Source organism: Bradyrhizobium sp. HKCCYLRH2060, assembly GCF_051168135.1.
GTDB lineage: Bacteria > Pseudomonadota > Alphaproteobacteria > Rhizobiales > Xanthobacteraceae > Bradyrhizobium.
Window position 1 is genome coordinate 18,806 of the sequence record NZ_JBNPUK010000017.1, and the last position, 13,135, is coordinate 31,940.

At 65.4% G+C, this 13,135-nt stretch carries 12 protein-coding genes; 9 read left to right on the forward strand and 3 right to left on the reverse strand.

Going from position 1 to position 13,135, the window contains the following annotated elements:
- Positions 1-5 precede the first annotated feature (5 nt).
- From ACQR10_RS26875 to ACQR10_RS26895, 5 genes are all read left to right on the forward strand, one after another.
- A complete protein-coding gene (locus tag ACQR10_RS26875) occupies positions 6-752 on the forward strand; it encodes a class II aldolase/adducin family protein (protein ID WP_316218250.1) in 747 nt (248 codons plus the stop codon).
- Positions 749-2,257 (forward strand): glycerol-3-phosphate dehydrogenase, encoded by a 1,509-nt coding sequence (locus ACQR10_RS26880; RefSeq protein WP_316218251.1) that lies wholly within the window; start codon positions 749-751, stop codon positions 2,255-2,257. The genes ACQR10_RS26875 and ACQR10_RS26880 overlap by 4 nt, the downstream gene beginning before the upstream one ends.
- A gap of 213 nt (positions 2,258-2,470) precedes the next feature.
- Positions 2,471-5,059, forward strand: coding sequence for an ATP-binding protein (locus ACQR10_RS26885; protein WP_410051454.1), 2,589 nt, complete (start codon positions 2,471-2,473; stop codon positions 5,057-5,059).
- Between the two features lie 654 nt (positions 5,060-5,713).
- Positions 5,714-5,953: a hypothetical protein gene (locus tag ACQR10_RS26890; RefSeq protein WP_434864201.1), complete on the forward strand. Its 240-nt coding sequence runs from the start codon at positions 5,714-5,716 to the stop codon at positions 5,951-5,953.
- Positions 5,954-5,979: 26 nt separating this feature from the next.
- Complete coding sequence (locus ACQR10_RS26895) at positions 5,980-6,294, forward strand: hypothetical protein (RefSeq protein ID WP_316218253.1); 315 nt, start codon at positions 5,980-5,982, stop codon at positions 6,292-6,294.
- A gap of 488 nt (positions 6,295-6,782) precedes the next feature.
- On the opposite strand, the gene ACQR10_RS26900 is transcribed toward ACQR10_RS26895, so the two are convergent.
- The 3 genes from ACQR10_RS26900 to ACQR10_RS26910 all read right to left on the reverse strand — a co-directional run bounded on the left by ACQR10_RS26900 (position 6,783) and on the right by ACQR10_RS26910 (position 9,176).
- The gene (locus ACQR10_RS26900) at positions 6,783-7,007 is read right to left on the reverse strand and encodes a hypothetical protein (RefSeq protein WP_316218254.1); all 225 of its coding nucleotides are present in this window, start codon (positions 7,005-7,007) and stop codon (positions 6,783-6,785) included.
- 408 nt (positions 7,008-7,415) lie between these two features.
- Entirely contained in the window at positions 7,416-8,381 is a 966-nt protein-coding gene (locus tag ACQR10_RS26905) for a CarD family transcriptional regulator (protein WP_316218255.1), read from the reverse strand.
- Between the two features lie 129 nt (positions 8,382-8,510).
- Positions 8,511-9,176 (reverse strand): helix-turn-helix domain-containing protein, encoded by a 666-nt coding sequence (locus ACQR10_RS26910; RefSeq protein WP_315804155.1) that lies wholly within the window; start codon positions 9,174-9,176, stop codon positions 8,511-8,513.
- Positions 9,177-9,383: 207 nt separating this feature from the next.
- Here ACQR10_RS26910 and ACQR10_RS26915 point away from each other — a divergent pair, with 207 nt between their 5' ends.
- From ACQR10_RS26915 to ACQR10_RS26930, 4 genes are all read left to right on the forward strand, one after another.
- Positions 9,384-10,880, forward strand: coding sequence for an amidase (locus ACQR10_RS26915; protein ID WP_316218256.1), 1,497 nt, complete (start codon positions 9,384-9,386; stop codon positions 10,878-10,880).
- Positions 10,881-10,919: 39 nt separating this feature from the next.
- Positions 10,920-11,270, forward strand: a complete 351-nt coding sequence (locus ACQR10_RS26920; protein WP_315804153.1) for a RidA family protein — start codon at positions 10,920-10,922, stop codon at positions 11,268-11,270.
- Positions 11,271-11,286: 16 nt separating this feature from the next.
- The gene (locus ACQR10_RS26925) at positions 11,287-12,525 is read left to right on the forward strand and encodes an NAD(P)/FAD-dependent oxidoreductase (protein ID WP_315804152.1); all 1,239 of its coding nucleotides are present in this window, start codon (positions 11,287-11,289) and stop codon (positions 12,523-12,525) included.
- Positions 12,526-12,747: 222 nt separating this feature from the next.
- Positions 12,748-13,122, forward strand: a complete 375-nt coding sequence (locus ACQR10_RS26930; protein WP_315804151.1) for a hypothetical protein — start codon at positions 12,748-12,750, stop codon at positions 13,120-13,122.
- Positions 13,123-13,135 lie beyond the last annotated feature (13 nt).

Genomic DNA, 13,135 nt, shown 5'->3' on the forward strand with positions numbered 1-13,135 from the left:
TCGACATGAATCGCGAGGAACGGCTGATCCGCGAGACCATCATCGCCAAATGCCGATGGATGAATGCGTCGGGGCTGAACCAGGGCACTTCGGGTAACATTTCCGCCCGCTACAAGGACCGCATGCTGATCACGCCATCGGCGACGCCCTACGACTCGATGAAGCCGGAGATGATCGCGGCGATGCCGCTCGAGGGTGACTACGGTTCCTGGGAGGGGCCGTTGAAGCCCTCGACGGAATGGCGCTTTCATCTCGACATCATGCGCGGCCGTCCGGGTGTCGGCGGCGTCGTGCACACCCATTCGACCTACGCCACCGTGCTCGCCATCGCGCGCAAGCCGATCCCGGCCTGCCACTACATGATGGCCGCGTTCGGCGGCACCGACATTCGCTGCGCCGGCTATGCGCGGTTCGGCACGGCCGAATTGTCCGAGCTTGCGCTGGAGGCGCTGGAAGGCCGCAACGGCTGCCTGCTGGCCAATCACGGCATGATCGCGGTCGGCGCCAATCTCGACAAGGCGATGTGGCTTGCGGTCGAGCTCGAGACCATCGCGAAGCAGTACTATCTGTCGCTCGCGCTCGGCCAGCCGCACATCCTCGGCGACGCGGAGATCGCCGAGACCGCGCAGGGCTTTTCCACCTATGGCCTGCAGGAGCCCAAGGCGAAAGCGGCGAAGCCGGCCAAGACTGCGACGAAGGCGCGCGCCGCTGCGCGCAGCAAGCCAGAGAAGAAGCGCAGCAGCAAGCGATGAATGCGACGGTCTCACGCAGCGGATCCGATCACGGTCTGTTGGACCTCGCCGTGATCGGCGGCGGCATCAATGGCGCTGGTATCGCCCGTGATGCCGCCGGCCGCGGCCTGAAGGTGCTGCTGTGCGAGAAGGACGATTTCGCCCAAGGCACCTCGTCGCGTTCGGGCAAGCTGATCCATGGCGGCTTGCGCTATCTTGAGTACTATGAGTTCCGCTTGGTGCGCGAGGCGCTGATCGAGCGCGAGGTGCTGCTGGCCTCGGCGCCTCACATCATCTGGCCGATGCGCTTCGTGCTGCCGCACTCGCCGGAGCAGCGTCCCGCCTGGCTGGTGCGCACCGGGCTGTTCCTCTATGACCATCTCGGCGGCCGCAAGCAGCTGCCGGCGAGCCGCAACCTCGACCTCGCGCATGAGCCGGAGGGCGCGCCGCTGCGCCCCGAGTTCCGGCGCGGCTTCGAATATTCGGACTGCTGGGTCGACGATGCCCGGCTGGTGATCCTCAATCTCGTCGATGCCGCGCACAAGGGAGCCATTATCCTGCCGCGCACCCGCGCCGTGAGTGCGCGGCGCGAGGGCGATTCCTGGCGGCTGGAGATGCGCTCCGAGAATGGCGAGGTGCAGATCGTCCGCGCGAAGGCACTGGTGAATGCCGCAGGTCCCTGGGTGCAGGACGTGGTGCAGGGTGTCGCCGGGCTCAACTCCGCGCACAATGTGCGGCTTGTCAAAGGCAGCCATCTCGTGGTGCCAAAATTCTGGAGCGGATCGCAGGCCTATCTGCTGCAGAACACCGACCGCCGCGTCATCTTCGTCAATCCCTATGAGACCGATCTGGCGCTGATTGGGACCACCGACATCGTGCATGATGGCCGCGCAGACGACGTCGCTGTCGATGGTGCTGAGATCGACTATCTGCTCGCGGTGCTCGATCGCTATTTCCGGGCCGCGCCGGGCAAGGGTGATATCATTCACGCCTTCTCCGGGGTGCGGCCGCTCTACGATGACAACGCCGACAATCCGTCGGCAGTGACGCGCGACTACGTGTTCGAGGTGCACGGTGCACCCGGGCAGCCGCCGCTGCTGTCGATCTTCGGCGGCAAGATCACGACGTTTCGCCGGCTCGCCGAGCAGGCGATGGAACGCCTCGCGCCGTGGTTTCCGCAGATGGCGCCGGCATGGACGGCGGGCGCGCGGCTTCCGGGCGGCGATCTCGGCGCGCCGTTCGATCGGTTCCTTGCCGATCTCGCCGGCGCGTATCCGGGATTGCCGCGCGATGTGGTAGCACATTATGCGCGGCTCTACGGCACCCGTGCGCGCGATCTGCTCGGAGCGTCCCGCAACGTCGGCGATCTCGGCCGCCATTTCGGTGCCTCCTTCTATGAGCGCGAGCTCGTTTTCCTGCGCGAGCAGGAGTGGGCCGTCACGGCCGCCGACATCCTGGACCGGCGTACCAAGCATGGCCTGCATCTGAGCCGCGCCGAGCGCGAGGCGTTCGAGCTCCAGCTTTGATCGTGTCTTGACGCGTCGAGCCTCTCCGCGACCGCCGCAGCCCCTGGCGGGTGCCGATGACACGCCCTGGCAAACCGTGCTATCGAGCGCCCGCGATATGGATCGCGACGCGCCTGGAGACGCGGAATTCGGCACAATCCGGACCTTCGCCGATGCTTGACGCGCCGATCGATTCACAATCAAACCGCCCGACGACCTCCTGAATGCGACGCCATGCCGGACCAGATCAAAGCGAGAGCCGACCATCGGCGCGGTCCGCGGCAGGCAGGCATCGTCGACGCCTGGACGAGGTTCGCGTCCGGCTCCTGGATGGACCGGCGCTGGACTCCCTGGATCATCGTGCTGAGTGGCCTCGTGCTGGCGCTGCTGTGTGATGCCTTCGTGGCGCACATGCTTTCCGTCAACTATCGGGAGACCTATCGGACGACCGAGGCCGCCAACGGCGATCTCGCCCGCGCGCTCGAAGAATACATGCTGCGCAACATCCAGGGCGTCGACGTGCTCTTGAACACGACGATCGACAGTCTCAAGCAGGACCCATCGCTGCTCACCGCCGGCAATCCGGCCCTGATCAACGAGTTGAAGCGCAGGGTGGTGCCGTACCCCGCCGCGGGCGGCATCGTCGTGCTGGATGCGGACGGCAATCTGCTCGGCGACAGCGCCGGCAACGGAGTTCCCGGCCGCGAGAACAATTTCGCCGATCGGGCCTATTACAAGGTCCAGCGCGATGACCCCGGCAGCGGTCTGTTCATCGACGTGCCGGTGGCCTCGCGCGTGAACAGGGGTCGGTTCATCGCGGTCAGCCGCGCCTTGATGATGCCGGACGGACGATTTGCCGGCGTGATCGTCGTGGCTGTGGACTACGAGAATCTGCGGCAGTTCTTCCTGTCGCTGAACGTCGGGCAGCGCGGAACGGTGACGCTCTATCGCGACGACGGCACGATCCTGCTGCGCACGCCGCATGCCGACGATTTCGCCGGCCGCAACGTCCGGTCCAATCGGCTGTTCAGTCTCTATCTGCCGCGGGCGCCTCACGGCAGCTTCGAGGGCAGCGGCATGACGGACGGCACGTCGCGGAGCATCAGCTATCGGCGCGTCGCCGGCCTGCCGTTGGTGGTGACCGTGGCGCGCGACCCGATCGAATATCTGGCCGGCTGGAAGAACAATGCGCTGTACTACAGCGCCATCGCCGCCGGCCTCAATCTGCTGATCGCGGGATTCGGCCTCGTCCTGGCGCGGCAATGGCGGCTGCGCGCGGCGTCCGAGCAGGCGCTGCGCGACAATTTCGAGCAGCACCTGCTGGTCACGGAGAACGTGCCTGCGCTGATCGTCCAGGTCGGCGCCGATGGCGACATCCGCTATGCCAACCGTGTCGCACGCGAATGGTATGCGCAGCCGCCCAGCGGAGTCGGTCGCAGCCGGCGGATCGACGACTACATCGATCCGGCGCGACGCGGCGAGGTGAGGCCGAAGATCGAGGCCGCGCTGGCCGGCCGGACCGCGGGCGGCGAGGAGAAGATCGCGTTTCCCGACGGCCGTGAACGCTGGTGCGAGACCATCCGGGTGCCGGATCGCAGCCAGGACGGCACGGTGCGCGGCTATTTCGTGCTGTCGGTCGACATCACCGAGCGCAAGCGCATCGAGGACGAGCTGCGGCAGGCGCAGAAGATGGAGGCCATCGGCCAGTTGGCGGGCGGCATCGCGCACGACTCCAACAACATGCTGGCGGCGACGCTCGGCAATCTCGATCTGTTGCTCGACGCGCTCCCGCCCGGCGAGAGCTCCCGCCGCAGCATGGTCGAGCGGGCGATCGAGGCGGCGGAGCGGGTCGCCGACCTCAACCGCCGCCTGCTCGCCTTCGCCCGCAAGCAGGCGCTGCAGCCGCAGGTCACCGACGTGAACCAGCTCGTCAGCGGGATGACGACCATCCTGCAGCGGACGCTCGGCGAGAACATCGAGATCGCATTGGCGCAGGACCCGATGCTGTGGCACTGCCTGATCGACCCGACGCAATTGCAGAACGCGCTGCTCAATCTGGCGCTCAATGCGCGGGATGCAATGGACGGCGGCGGGCGCCTGACGATCACGACGACGAATGCCGTGCTCGACCAGCCGCTCGACGACGGCGACGAGCGCATCATGCCCGGCGACTACGTGACGATCGCGGTGTCGGACATGGGAGCCGGCATGCCGCCCGAGATCGCGCGCCGCGCCTTCGAGCCGTTCTTCACCACCAAGGAGTTCGGCAAGGGCAGCGGCCTCGGCCTCAGCATGGTCTATGGCTTTGCGCGGCAATCGGGCGGCACGGTGCTGATCGACAGCCGGGTGGCAGAGGGCACCTGCGTCACGCTGTATCTGCCGAGCGCGGGGCCGGGCGTCGGCGGTCGCGCGCGCGCCGGTGCGGCGCGGCTGGCGCGGCCGCAGACCGGCGAACGGATCCTCGTGGTCGAGGACAATCCGCTGGTCGGCGCGATGGCATCGACCATGCTGACCTCGATGGGCTACGGCCCGGTTGTCGTCACCCATGCGACGGCCGCGATCGCCGCGCTGGAGCGGCCGGATCCGTTCGCGCTGCTGCTCACCGACATTCTGCTGCCGGATGCCATGACCGGCATCGACCTGGCGCGCGAGGTGCGCCGCAGATGGCCCGAGCTGCCGATCGTCTTCATGTCCGGTTTCGCCGATCCCTCGCTGGTGCCGGAGGAACTCCGGGCGACGACCGCGCTGCTCGCCAAGCCGTTCCGGCTCGGCCAATTGTCGGAAGCGATCGTGTCGGCACTGGCCGGCCGGAAGGCGATCTGAGCCCGCGGCGATCATGCGGGGGGCGATCCATCGTTCGTCCGATCGTCGGCGCCGTCCGGGCAAGTCATCTCCGCCTCGCGGCGCGCGATGCGTCCGAGCTGTGCCGGTCGTTTCGCCCTCGAAAGCCGAGGGCGCGGGGAATGCCGGGTGCTGGCCGCACCCATGGCCCGCCTGCGAACAAGAATGCAGGCGGCAGGAACCACAGGTTCAGCCGAGACATCCCGGCATTCCCCGCGCGATGGTTGGGCGGCTTATACGTCCTCTCCCCGGGGACCGGCTGTCTTGCCCCCGTCGCCCGCGCAACGCGAACGCGTTGTCGCGCGCTTGGCCTCAGCACCGGGAGGCCAGGACCCTACGATTTCGCCGGCGCAACGGCTTCGTTCGTCCGCATGACCTTCGTCACGCTGCGAGCCGCTGCGCCCACCGCATCCCACCCCGCGTGCCGTGACGATCGCGATACGCCCCTCGTGCCGAGGCGGGATGGGGAGATACAATCATGATTTCCGATAAAGCGAAAGAGGAATATTTTTCGCGCGGGGACTGGACAGTGGTGATGTAATTGAGCCGGCGGATGAAAAGAGAATTTCGGCGCAGGCGACCCCCACCGCGAAACCAGCCGGACTTCCGTCTAATTACGATGCGACCGGCCGCGAGATGATCGACGCCGTCCGCCGCGTCGTCGGCCGTCCCGACCTGCCGGTGAAGCCGTTCCCGTGGATCACGCTCTGGCTCGCGGCGCCGTTCGTGCGCTTCATGCGCGAGGCGATCGAAATGCGCTGGCTGTGGAAGCAGAGCCTCGCGCTGGACAATGGCAGGCTGGCCAGCCTGCTCGGCGCGGAGCCGCATACGCCCCTCGATGATGCGGTGAGGGCGGCACTCGTGCCCATCACCTGAACCATTCACTCGCGAAAGGAGCGACCGTGATCACCGCATTGTTTGCGGCGCCGCTGACACGCGCCCAGTGTCTCATGCTTGTCCTGCTCATCGCGGCGCAGGTCGCACTCTTTGTTGCTCTGCTGATCGCGCCTGGCCAGGTTATCGACTGGTCATCCAGTCTGCGCCCGCCTGGCGCGGAAGCTCTGCCGCTGGTCGTGCGCAACCTTTCAGCCATGAAGGCCGGCTACTGGCGCGATGTCCTGAAGGCCTCCACTATGGTTCACGCCGTCTGTAAAGCAGCGCTCGACCCGCGGGGACGAGTTGCAGCAGAAGGTCGTAATCCGCGACGTTCGCGGTAAGGACGACCAAACCGAGCTTCTGGGCCTGAAGAAACAGCACACTGTCCTGAAGTGCGCGCAGCTTACCGTCTCGTTCGTAACTCTGAAGACGGCAAAGGATACCCGAAAGGAGTGCTGCGCGCCCGAGCGTGTCGCCATCAGGTGCAAAGGTGCGATGGGGTGGCATCGCTTTGATGTGCTTTCCGATCACATCGATGACCGGGGGGCTGTGCGCGGATCAGAGGGGTTCAATACGCCGACCGTGTGCATCAACTCCTGAATCGCAACTGTTGAGCGATTCACTTGCCGATGTGCGATCAGATCGTCGAGAATCGGAGGTGATCGATCCTGCATCTGGTCGATGTAGACGCAGGTGTCGAGCAAAAGATCTGTTCGGCGACCAGGTTGGTCCCAAGGAATGGCAGCCGGTCATAGCGCCGTCGAGTCAGTGCTCTCCGAGGATCGAAGCGCGCCCAACGACGTGCGGTATCGAAGTCGAACGCCACACATCAAAAGCCTAGTTTCAGTTTTGGGGCCACCCTGCCGCGCGAGGCTTTGAAGATGTCCGCGAAGTTGTCTTCAAGTGCCACGGTCGCCAAAGCAAACTTGATCAGGTCAGTATCGGTCTCGATCCCCGTTTGACGTTTGGCCTGTCTAACAAGTGCGGAACTGACCCGACCGCCAATCCGGTCGGCTTTGTCTTTCAGAAGGCCTGACTTTTCGGCGGCCCGCATGACCGCCTCAAAATGTGTCTCACTCTCGACAAACTGGCCGGTATTCGATTCGAGGGTGCCCCGTCGCGCAGTTCCGTCTGCATTCTGCTTGTCCCGGCGGGGCGGAGATTTCGAGGCTCGTGCCTTAGGCATGGATTGAAGGCCCTGTTAGACCAAAGACATTACTGTTCAACATATCCGCCCAACCGGCTCCGCTTCAATGCCTGCTCGGTGACATTGTCTTTCCCTTCGATTGCTCGAATAGATCCCGCTGCTCGCTGGTGGAGAGGCCAACGCCTTACCGGAATCCGCGTCGAACCAATGTTTGGCATGACACCAAGCGCTTAAGGCGGCATCGAATTACTCGTCGCACCCGAGGAGCTCCCGATGCGACAGGAATCAACCTGCCAAAATCTCCGTGCCGATGTACTAGTTGGTCGCGGACCACCGACGCGGTTTGGCAACAAGAATGGACTCGATATCTCGGACTGCTTCGGCGGCATCGGTTTGATGGACCACGGAAATCTCTCGGGCGAGCCGGTCAAGCGCGGCGTTGTACAGCTGGCGCTCGCTATATGAATGATCCGGATTTATTGCCGGCCAATATAGGTCACGAACTGCTTCTGCGAGGGCGATAATGTCGCCAGAGTTGATTTTTGCTTCGTACTCTTGAGCTATTCGAGACCACTCGCCCTCAGCGACGTGCGGTTTGGAAGCAATTACGAGCTGCGCTCGTTTGATGGTGACCGGATCGGATAGCTTCCGCATACCAACGTTGGCAATCTTTGCGGTCGGTACACGCGATGTCATTTTGTCTTCGATGAAATTGATCACGAAAAGTTCGAGTTTAGCACCTGCAATCTCTTGCTCTTCAATAGCGAGAATTTGGCCGACCCCGTGAGCCGGATACACTACAAACTCTTTGACAGAAAAGCCTTGCCTCTGGGGTCGTGCTGCTTTTGGCGCGTCTTTAATGGGCGTTCCTGATTTTTCGACTAGGGGCTCGGGGGAGGAGTGGGGAGGCTCCTGCTCGGGTTGTACCGACTCAGGCTCCTCGACGGGTCGATGAGGTATACCGCGGTCAAGTTCGATCAAGCCCATCAAATAGTTAGTGTCAGCCTGAGACATGCCGCCGCTCAATAGGGTTGCCTTTATAGCACCGAGATATTGGGACTTTCTCCAAGTCCCTAACTCTTGCTCGCGTATCACCGCGGCTGCGGTTGATATGAGTTCGTCCATGGACGCGGGATATCCTCCGGCCCTCATACCATCCAAGATTACCTTGCGATGTTCTGCTTCAAACTCGCGCAGATGGTGGAGCTGAAGGGCGATGCTCGCTACCCCTTGGCCCATGCGAACGGTCACGTACTTGGACGGCCCCGAAAAGATACCCATTGCGACCCCCAATAGGCAAACTCCGAACACCTTACCACGTCAGACTTGGTATGAGCAGGTGCCCTAGGTGGCGGCTTAACTCCGGCCCAAATTTCAGACCGGCCGCGGTGGATTGATCAACGACGCCCCTCACTCCACCGCATCCTTCTTCGCGATCCGGTGCAACTGCTCGAACAGATCCGACTGCTCGCTCGTACACAGGCACACGCCCTGCGCCGACGCCGCTTCGCCCGCGTTGAGGTAGGCGTGGCCCATGGTGCTGTCGAGATACATGCCGTCGCCCTCGTGCAGGATCTCCGGGGCGTAGAACTCGGTGTGCACGGCGATGGTGCCGCGGGTGACGAGGAAATACTCCTCGCCGCTGTGGCGGAGCAGGGGGCCGAACTCCTCGAGCGTGCGGGCGCGCACCTCGGCGATCATCGGCACCATGCGCTTTCCGATCAGGTCGGTGCACTGATAGGTGTAGGTGTAGAATCGGGTGTTGACGATCTGGCCCTGGCCGGCGCGGCTGACGCTGCGGCGGGCGGTCACCGGGCGGCCCGGCTCGGGGCGCGGCGAAGCAGGGCTGAACAGCTCGGCGATGTCCATCTGCAAGCCCGAGGTGAGCTGCAGCAGCTTGTCATAGGTCAGCGACATCAGGCCGTTCTCGACCTTGGACAAGGTCGACAGCGCCATCCCCGTTTTCTCCGCGACCTGCTTCAGGGTCAGGCCGCGCGCCTGCCGGGCCGCCTTCAGGCACTGGCCGAGCTGGGAGTGCGGGCCTTCGGCTGAAACGCTGATGGCAGTGTCTGTCAAAGCGATCTCCGGAAAATCCGTTAGCGGATCAGGCGTGCCGATGGCCGGGGCAGTTCGGGCAATCTCGCCCCAAAGCGCAGGAAATTCAATTGTGTGCTCCGACGTCCGAAGGTCATGCGTGGACAGCGGTGGAACAATGCGTTTTCAGGTCGTGCATTCGATTTCTTATATGCTAAATAGTTTTCCGAAACGGAAAAGAGAAGCCCTGTGCAATCGATTTGCGACAAGACCGCCGTCGAGCTGGTCAAGCTGCTGAAAACAAAGGCGATCTCCCCGGTTGCGCTGCTCGACTCGTGTCTGGAACGGATCGCGGCGGTGAACCCGGCGGTCAACGCGGTGGTGACCCTGGATGAATCTGGCGCCCGGGCGGCCGCCAAGCGCGCCGAGGCCGAGATCGTCAGGGGCGAGGACAGGGGGCCGCTGCACGGCCTGCCCGTACTGATCAAGGACACCCAGGACACCGCCGGGATGCGCTCGACCTATGGCAGCCCGATCCTGGCCGACAATGTCCCGGCCGTCGACCAGGCCTCGGTGGGCCGGCTGCGCGCGGCCGGCGCGATCATCTTCGGCAAGACCAACACGCCGGAATGGGCGGCGGGCGGCAACACCCGCAATCCCGTGTTCGGCGCCACCGGAAACCCGTTCGATCCCACGCGCTCGGCCGCCGGCTCCTCCGGCGGTTCGGCGGTCGCGCTCGCCTGCGGCATGGCCCCGCTGGCCTCCGGCTCCGACACCGGCGGGTCCTTGCGCAATCCGGCCGGCTTCTCTGGCATTGTTGGGATGCGGCCGTCCTACGGTCTCGTCGCCAGCGAGAAGCGCGCCCATGGCTGGTCGTGCCTGTCGACCGACGGGCCGATGGCGCGCGACGTCGCCGACACCGCGCTGATGCTGTCGGTGATGGCAAGCGACGATGCGCGCGATCCGCTCGCCTACACCTTGCCCGGCGAGGCCGTGCGCGGCGCGCCAGCGCGCTGGGCGGTGCCGCCAGCGGTGGAACTGAACAAGCTCAGGCTCGCCTTCACCGAGGATTTCGGCTTCGCGCCGACCGAACAACTGATCCGCCGCGCCTTCCGTGCGCGCGTGTCGCGCATCGCGCCGCTGTTTGCCGAGACGCACGAGGGCGCGCCGGATTGCAGCGGGGCCGACGAGACCTTTGCGGTGCTGCGCGCCTCGCTGTTCCTCACCCAGCACGGCAGGAATTTTCGCGAAAGGCCCGACATGCTCGGGCCGAACGTGCGCGCCAATGTCGAGGAGGGGCTCGGCTACAGCCTCGAGGATTTCTCGCGCGCGAGCGCCAACCAGACCCGGATCTACCGCGCCTATCAGAGCTTCTTCGCAAGCCATGACGTGCTGATCAGCCCGACCATCACCTTGAGCCCGCGGCCCTGGGCGGAGCTCTATCCGGCCGAGATCGACGGTGTGCCGACGCGGTCCTACTTCCACTGGCTGGCGCTCGCCTATGCGGTGACCCTGGCCGGGCATCCCGCGCTCAGCCTGCCGCTCGGCCTCGACGACAACGGCCTGCCGTTCGGCCTGCAGATCGTCGGCCCGCGCGGCGGCGATGCGCTGGTGCTCGGCGTGGCCGCGGCGCTGGAAGCCGCCTTTGCCGATGACGCCGAGCTTCGCCGTCCGCGGCCGGATCTCGCAAGGCTCGCGTCGCTGCCGCCGCTGGCGCAGACGCCGGGCTTCATGGCGTGGGATTGAGGCGGCCCTCATGATCACTACATCCTGGAGCGACTAACGATGTCCGACGCCCCCTCATGGCCGTTCTCGCTGGTGCGCCGCGCCGGCGGCCTGGTGTTCCTGTCCGGCGAAGTGCCGGTCGCCGATGACGGCAGCATTCCCGAAGGGATCGCGGCGCAGACCGACCTCGTCTTCAAGCACATCGCGGAAACGCTGGCCGGCGAAGGCCTGACGCTCGACGACATCGTGTCCTGCATGGTGCACCTCGCCGACAAGGCGGATTTCGCCGCCTACAACGAAGCCTATCGCAGGCACTTCAAGGATCCGCTGCCGGTCCGTACCACGGTGCAGGCGCAGATGATCGCGGATGTGAAGATCGAGGTCACCGTCGTCGCGGCGGCGCGGACCTGAGGTAGGAGTGATGACGATGCGAAGCGCGATCGTTCTCGGTGGCGGCATGGTTGGCGTCGGCACGGCGCTGCATCTGCAGAGCCGCGGCTGGTCAGTGGCGCTGGTCGACCGCAGGGAGCCGGGCCGCGAGACCAGCTATGGCAATGCCGGCATCATCCAGAGCGAGGCCGTCCGGCCCTACGCGATGCCCTATGATCTCGCCGGCGTGCTCGACATCGCGCTGGCGCGCACCAACGACGTGCATTACAGCCTCGCGGCGCTGCCCTATCACGTCCGGCCGCTGCTGCAATATTGGTGGAATTCGTTCCCCGCGCGCCACGAGGTGCTGACGCGCACCTATGCGCAACTGATCGCGCGCGCCGCGCCCGAGCACGAGCCGCTGATCCTCGCGGCCGGCGCCGGCAACCTCGTGCGCCGCGACGGCTTTCGCGTGCTGCACCGGACGCAGGCGCAGTTCGACAAGGAGGCCAGGGAGGCCGAGGCGGTCGGCAAGGCGTTCGGCGTCAAGTTCAAGCTCTTGAGCGCGCAGCAGCTCAAGCAGGCCGAGCCCGGGCTGATCGACAGCGGCATCGGCGGCCTGCACTGGCAGGAGCCGTGGACCGTGTCCGATCCCGGCAGCCTCGTCGCCTCCTATGCCGAGCTGTTCACGCGTCGTGGCGGCAAGCTGCTGCGTGGCGACGCGACCACGCTCGCGCAGGCGGGCAGCGGCTGGGCCGTCACCACCGCGGAGGGACGCATCGAGGCCGAGGCCGTGGTGGTCGCGCTCGGGCCGTGGTCGCCGGAGTTCCTGACGCGGTTCGGCTACGACATCCCGATGGTGCGCAAGCGCGGCTATCACCGTCACTACACCGGCGGCGCGCCGCTCGATCTGCCGCTGCGCGATGCGGCGCGCGGCTATCTGATGAACCCGATGGCGCTCGGCGTGCGCATCACGACCGGCGCCGAGCTGTCATCGCCGAATGCGAAATCGACCCCGGTTCAGCTCGGCAAGGCCGAGGCTGCCGCGCGCCAGCTCATCGATCTCGGCAAGCCGGTCGAGCCCGAGCCGTGGATCGGCACGCGGCCGTGCATGCCCGACATGCTGCCGGTGGTCGGCCAGGCGGCGCGTCACAAGGGCCTGTGGCTGCATTTCGGCCACGGCCACCAGGGCTTCACGCTGGGGCCTGCGACCGGCCGCATCCTCGCCGAGCTGATGAGCGGCGAGGCGCCGAGCGTCGACGTCGCCGCCTGCGCGCCGGCCCGGTTCGGCGCATAGTGCGGGAGCCGCTGCAGCCCTGCAATTGCAGGCTGCAGCGGCGCCCGCCGGGCAGTCCCTTGTTTACCAAGCGGGCCTGTTCTGGCGCTGCAAAATCTCCACTTCACGAATTCGCAAGCCCGCTCTCCTAGGGTGACGCCGGTTGGACCAGGACGCGGGGGCGAAACGCGTTTCGTGAGTTCTGTCGTCGGCCAGTGATCCGAACATCATGTGGGGGAGCAGATGAACTTCACGGGCCTCGTGTACCGCTTCGTCTCGAATTTCGTATTTCTCGCGGCCGTCTATCTCAGCCTGAACTACGTCGAGAAGTACCAGAACCGCGCCGTGCTGGCGCTGGTGGTGCTGATCTATGCCGGCATGCGCGCCGTCACGGTGGTGCGCACCTTCCACTTCTTCGGACGGATCGAGAAGATGGAGTCGGACGTTCGCCGTCTGGCCGGCATGCTCGGCGACGGGCCGGTCGGGCAGGTGGTCAGCAGGCAGGTGGTGTCCGACGTCGGATCGCTGCGCAAGGACGGCGAGAAGAAGTCCTACATGGACCTGTTCTTCCTGGCGGCCGCCGTCATCCTCTGCGTCAGCAAGCTGGTCTCGAACTGATCGCGCGCGGCGC

Bases quoted from the DNA above. Each gene is read 5' to 3' on its own strand.
- ACQR10_RS26875 (WP_316218250.1), top strand. From the start codon at position 6: ATGAATCGCGAGGAACGGCTGATCCGCGAGACCATCATCGCCAAATGC.
- ACQR10_RS26880 (WP_316218251.1), top strand. From the start codon at position 749: ATGAATGCGACGGTCTCACGCAGCGGATCCGATCACGGTCTGTTGGAC.
- ACQR10_RS26885 (WP_410051454.1), top strand. From the start codon at position 2,471: ATGCCGGACCAGATCAAAGCGAGAGCCGACCATCGGCGCGGTCCGCGG.
- ACQR10_RS26890 (WP_434864201.1), top strand. From the start codon at position 5,714: ATGATCGACGCCGTCCGCCGCGTCGTCGGCCGTCCCGACCTGCCGGTG.
- ACQR10_RS26900 (WP_316218254.1), bottom strand. From the start codon at position 7,007: ATGCGGGCCGCCGAAAAGTCAGGCCTTCTGAAAGACAAAGCCGACCGG.
- ACQR10_RS26905 (WP_316218255.1), bottom strand. From the start codon at position 8,381: ATGGGTATCTTTTCGGGGCCGTCCAAGTACGTGACCGTTCGCATGGGC.
- ACQR10_RS26920 (WP_315804153.1), top strand. From the start codon at position 10,920: ATGTCCGACGCCCCCTCATGGCCGTTCTCGCTGGTGCGCCGCGCCGGC.
- ACQR10_RS26925 (WP_315804152.1), top strand. From the start codon at position 11,287: ATGCGAAGCGCGATCGTTCTCGGTGGCGGCATGGTTGGCGTCGGCACG.
- ACQR10_RS26930 (WP_315804151.1), top strand. From the start codon at position 12,748: ATGAACTTCACGGGCCTCGTGTACCGCTTCGTCTCGAATTTCGTATTT.